General features: G+C 51.3%; 2 tRNA genes and 2 rRNA genes. All 4 read left to right on the top strand.

The features are described from left to right. The first annotated feature begins 202 nt into the window (after window positions 1-202). Window positions 203-1,736, top strand: a 16S ribosomal RNA gene (locus tag U8U68_RS21380). 134 nt (window positions 1,737-1,870) lie between these two features. Beyond that, window positions 1,871-1,946, top strand: a tRNA-Ala gene (locus U8U68_RS21375). Window positions 1,947-2,109: 163 nt separating this feature from the next. After that, a tRNA-Ile gene (locus U8U68_RS21370) sits at window positions 2,110-2,186 on the top strand. A gap of 163 nt (window positions 2,187-2,349) precedes the next feature. Continuing rightward, window positions 2,350-5,274 (top strand): 23S ribosomal RNA (locus tag U8U68_RS21365). Together the 16S and 23S rRNA genes with 2 tRNA genes alongside form the textbook arrangement of a ribosomal RNA operon. Window positions 5,275-5,355: the final 81 nt, after the last annotated feature.

Here is a 5,355-nt window from a genome sequence, read left to right as displayed (position 1 = left end):
GGACCGCAAAGAGAGATAGGACCTTGAAAATTAAACAACGAGAAGAAGAAAGAACCCGTGAATTCTTGAAAGAGTTGAGAGACTCCTTTAAGAAGGAAACAGGAAGCAGAACCTGAAGAAATCTGTAGAGAAGCCAAGTGCTTCGAATGAGCTAAGAAAGCTCTAAGATAGATTTAAAGGCCGAAAGGCGTTTAGATACCATATTTTAGAGAGTTTGATCCTGGCTCAGGACGAACGCTGGCGGCGTGCCTAACACATGCAAGTCGAACGAAGTTAAACGCTGATGATTTAGCTTGCTATTGATTCTTGTTTAGCTTAGTGGCGGACGGGTGAGTAACGCGTGAGCAACCTGCCTTTCAGAGGGGGATAACGTTTGGAAACGAACGCTAATACCGCATGATATGATCGAACCGCATGGTTTGATGATCAAAGGAGCAATCCGCTGAAAGATGGGCTCGCGTCCGATTAGGTAGTTGGCGGGGTAACGGCCCACCAAGCCGACGATCGGTAGCCGGACTGAGAGGTTGAACGGCCACATTGGGACTGAGACACGGCCCAGACTCCTACGGGAGGCAGCAGTGAGGGATATTGGTCAATGGGGGAAACCCTGAACCAGCAACGCCGCGTGAGGGAAGACGGTTTTCGGATTGTAAACCTCTGTCCTCTGTGAAGATAATGACGGTAGCAGAGGAGGAAGCTCCGGCTAACTACGTGCCAGCAGCCGCGGTAATACGTAGGGAGCAAGCGTTGTCCGGATTTACTGGGTGTAAAGGGTGCGTAGGCGGGCTTGCAAGTCAGAAGTGAAATCTATGGGCTTAACCCATAAACTGCTTTTGAAACTGTAAGTCTTGAGTGAAGTAGAGGTAGGCGGAATTCCCGGTGTAGCGGTGAAATGCGTAGAGATCGGGAGGAACACCAGTGGCGAAGGCGGCCTACTGGGCTTTAACTGACGCTGAGGCACGAAAGCGTGGGTAGCAAACAGGATTAGATACCCTGGTAGTCCACGCTGTAAACGATGATTACTAGGTGTGGGTGGACTGACCCCATCCGTGCCGGAGTTAACACAATAAGTAATCCACCTGGGGAGTACGGCCGCAAGGCTGAAACTCAAAGGAATTGACGGGGGCCCGCACAAGCAGTGGAGTATGTGGATTAATTCGATGCAACGCGAAGAACCTTACCAGGTCTTGACATCCCGCTAACGAGGTAGAGATACGTTAGGTGCCCTTCGGGGAAAGCGGAGACAGGTGGTGCATGGTTGTCGTCAGCTCGTGTCGTGAGATGTTGGGTTAAGTCCCGCAACGAGCGCAACCCTTACGGTTAGTTGCTACGCAAGAGCACTCTAGCCGGACCGCCGTTGACAAAACGGAGGAAGGTGGGGATGATGTCAAATCATCATGCCCCTTATGACCTGGGCCTCACACGTACTACAATGGCCGTTAACAGAGGGAAGCAAAGCCGCGAGGCAGAGCAAAACCCCAAAAACGGTCTCAGTTCGGATCGTAGGCTGCAACCCGCCTGCGTGAAGTTGGAATTGCTAGTAATCGCGGATCAGCATGCCGCGGTGAATACGTTCCCGGGCCTTGTACACACCGCCCGTCACACCATGGGAGCCGGTAATGCCCGAAGTCAGTAGCCTAACCGCAAGGAGGGCGCTGCCGAAGGTAGGATTGGCGACTGGGGTGAAGTCGTAACAAGGTAGCCGTATCGGAAGGTGCGGCTGGATCACCTCCTTTCTATGGAGAACCAAACTTATGAATAATAAGTTTAGATATCCTAGGTCGGGCACGGGGAAAGCTTCTAATCGTTGTTTAATTTTGAGGGCCCTAAGAGGTTCTCAAAAGGAGAAGAAAGGGACACCTTTCAATATGGGGGTGTAGCTCAGCTGGGAGAGCACCTGCTTTGCAAGCAGGGGGTCATCGGTTCGAACCCGTTCATCTCCACCAAGGGCAAGAGTGGATATGCCGACAAGCCGGCAAGAAGTGAGATAAGACCAGAGGAAAGCGAAAACAGAGGGTTGCATGGCAGCCAAAAGTTTGACGGTTTCCAAAGGGAATCGAGGCGGAAGCCTTGAAGTCAAACTTGGTAAGTTGACGCAGTCAATCTTATGGGCTCATAGCTCAGCTGGTTAGAGCACACGGCTGATAACCGTGAGGTCGGTGGTTCGAGTCCACTTGAGCCCACCAGCCCGAAAGGGCAGTTGTACCTTGAAAACTGAATAAAGCAAAGCAGACAGAAATCGAGAGTTTTAACTAGAGATAAGTCTTAACAGGCTTGTTGAAGGTAGAAACTGCAATTTCTAAAGGGTAAAGAAAAGCTTATTCAAAGCAAATCTTTATGAGAACACATGGTCAAGCTACAAAGAGCGCAAGGGGAATGCCTTGGCACCAGGAGCCGAAGAAGGACGCGATTAACTGCGATAAGCCACGGGGAGCCGTAAGTAGGCATTGAGCCGTGGATTTCCGAATGGAGCAATCCGGCTGGAGTCATGTCCAGTCATCATAGGGTGAATACATAGCCCTATGAGGGGAACCGCCTGAACTGAAACATCTAAGTAGGGCGAGGAAGAGAAATCAACCGAGATTCCGCTAGTAGTGGCGAGCGAACGCGGAAGAGGCCAAACCAGAGGTAGTAATACCTTTGGGGTTTGGACAGCAATGTGTATTATGGAACCTAGTCGAACAGCATGGGAAGGCTGACAAAACAGTGTGAGAGTCACGTAGACGAAAGGTGAAATAAGCTAGCTGTATCCAGAGTACCGCCGGGCACGTGGAACCCGGTGGGAAGACGGGGGGACCACCCTCCAAGCCTAAATACTACCTGGTGACCGATAGTGGAAAGTACTGTGAAGGAAAGGTGAAAAGCACCCCGGGAGGGGAGTGAAATAGAACCTGAAACCTTGTGCTTACAAGCACCGAGAGCCCGTCAAAGGGTGATCGGGTACCTTTTGTAGAATGGTCCGGCGAGTGAATGTAACTGGCAAGGTTAAGGACTTATGGTCTGAAGCCGTAGCGAGAGCGAGTCTGAATAGGGCGCATGAAGTCAGTTGTATTCGACCCGAAACCGGGTGACCTACCCATGTCCAGGTTGAAGTGGAGGTAAAACTCCATGGAGGACCGAACCGACTCCCGTTGAAATGGTAGCGGATGAGGTGTGGGTAGCGGAGAAATTCCAATCGAACCCGGAGATAGCTGGTTCTCTCCGAAATAGTTTTAGGACTAGCCTTGTATTAGATTACCGGAGGTAAAGCACTGAATGGCCTAGGGCCCGAGAGGGTACCGAAGCCTATCAAACTCTGAATGCCGGATAATTGATGTACAGGAGTCAGACAGTGGGAGATAAGTTTCATTGTCGAAAGGGAAACAGCCCAGACCCACAGCTAAGGTCCCAAAGTACACTTCAGTGGAAAAGGATGTGGGGTTGCACAGACAACCAGGATGTTGGCTCAGAAGCAGCCATTCATTAAAAGAGTGCGTAATAGCTCACTGGTCGAGTGGCCCTGCGCCGAAAATTTAACGGGGCTAAAGTGTACACCGAAGCTTGGGATTCGTAATCGTTCTTCATGTATTCAGTAAGGCGGAAGAAAAAATAGACCAGCAAAGCGAGTTAAATTTTCTTTAGCTAAAGTGAAGATATGAAGAACGGTTACGAATGGTAGGAGAGCGTCGTATAAGGGGTGAAGTCATAGCGGAAGCGGTGGTGGACTTTATACGAGTGAGAATGCCGGAATGAGTAGCGAGAAATATGTGAGAATCATATTGGCCGAAAGTCTAAGGTTTTTGGAGGAAGGTTCGTCCGCTCCAAGTTAGCCGGGAGCTAAGGTGAGGCCGAGAGGCGTAGCCGATGCACATACGGTGGACATTCCGTAGCCGCCGAAAGATTTAAGCAAGAGGACACCCTGGAAGTGCACGACCCGGGCGATGGTTGCCCCGGGCGTAAGGGACCGAACTAATAGTAGGGAAGCGTGCATGGACGGGGGCGAGAAAAGTCTTGTGTATATCTAAGGCGCCCGTACCGCAAACCGACACAGGTAGATAGGAAGAGGATTCTAAGGCCAACGGGAGAAGGGTAGTTAAGGAACTCGGCAAGTTGATCCCGTAACTTCGGAAGAAGGGATGCCACAGAGATGTGGCCGCAGAGAATAGGCCCAGGCGACTGTTTATCAAAAACACAGGTCTCTGCTAAATCGAAAGATGAAGTATAGGGGCTGACACCTGCCCGGTGCTGGAAGGTTAAGAGGAGATGTGCAAGCATTGAATTGAAGCCCCAGTAAACGGCGGCCGTAACTATAACGGTCCTAAGGTAGCGAAATTCCTTGTCGGGTAAGTTCCGACCCGCACGAATGGTGTAACGATCTGGGCACTGTCTCAATTACCCGCCCGGCGAAATTGTAGTACCGGTGAAGATGCCGGTTACCCGCGACAAGACGGAAAGACCCCATGGAGCTTTACTGTAGCTTAATATTGGGTTTCGATAATTTATGTACAGGATAGGTGGGAGGCAGCGAACTACGGGCGCTAGCTTGTAGGGAGCCACCCTTGGGATACCACCCTTAGATTGTTGGAATTCTAACCTGCGGCCATGAATCTGGCCGGGGGACATTGTTAGGTGGGCAGTTTGACTGGGGCGGTCGCCTCCAAAAGAGTAACGGAGGCGCTCAAAGGTCAGCTCGGCACGGATGGAAACCGTGCTATTGAGTGTAAACGCATAAGCTGGCCTAACTGCGAGGATGACGGTCCGAGCAGTAACGAAAGTTGGAGTTAGTGATCCGGCGGTAGAGAGTGGAATTGCCGTCGCTCAACGGATAAAAGCTACCCTGGGGATAACAGGCTGATCTCCCCCAAGAGTTCACATCGACGGGGAGGTTTGGCACCTCGATGTCGGCTCGTCACATCCTGGGGCTGTATTCGGTCCCAAGGGTTCGGCTGTTCGCCGATTAAAGTGGCACGCGAGCTGGGTTCAGAACGTCGTGAGACAGTTCGGTCCCTATCTGTCGTGGGCGCAGGATATTTGAGGAGAGCTGTCCTTAGTACGAGAGGACCGGGATGGACACACCTCTGGCGCACCAGTTGTCATGCCAATGGCACAGCTGGGCAGCTATGTGTGGAACGGATAAACGCTGAAAGCATCTAAGCGTGAAGCCGCCTCCAAGATTAGATATCCCATAGCGCAAGCTAGTAAGGCCCCTTGTAGACTACAAGGTTGATAGGCTGCGTGTGTAAGCATGGTAACATGTTCAGCTTGGCAGTACTAATAGGCCGAGGGCTTGACCAAGTTTGTTCCCACCCTTGATTCGATTCCTTTCCTGCTTCTTTCGCTTTATTCAGTTTTTAGGGTACACGCCGGTTACGGCTT

It is taken from the genome of Acutalibacter intestini (assembly GCF_034334985.1).
GTDB classification, from domain to species: Bacteria; Bacillota; Clostridia; order Oscillospirales; family Acutalibacteraceae; genus Acutalibacter; species Acutalibacter intestini.
This window is presented reverse-complemented; position numbering and strand designations above follow the sequence as displayed.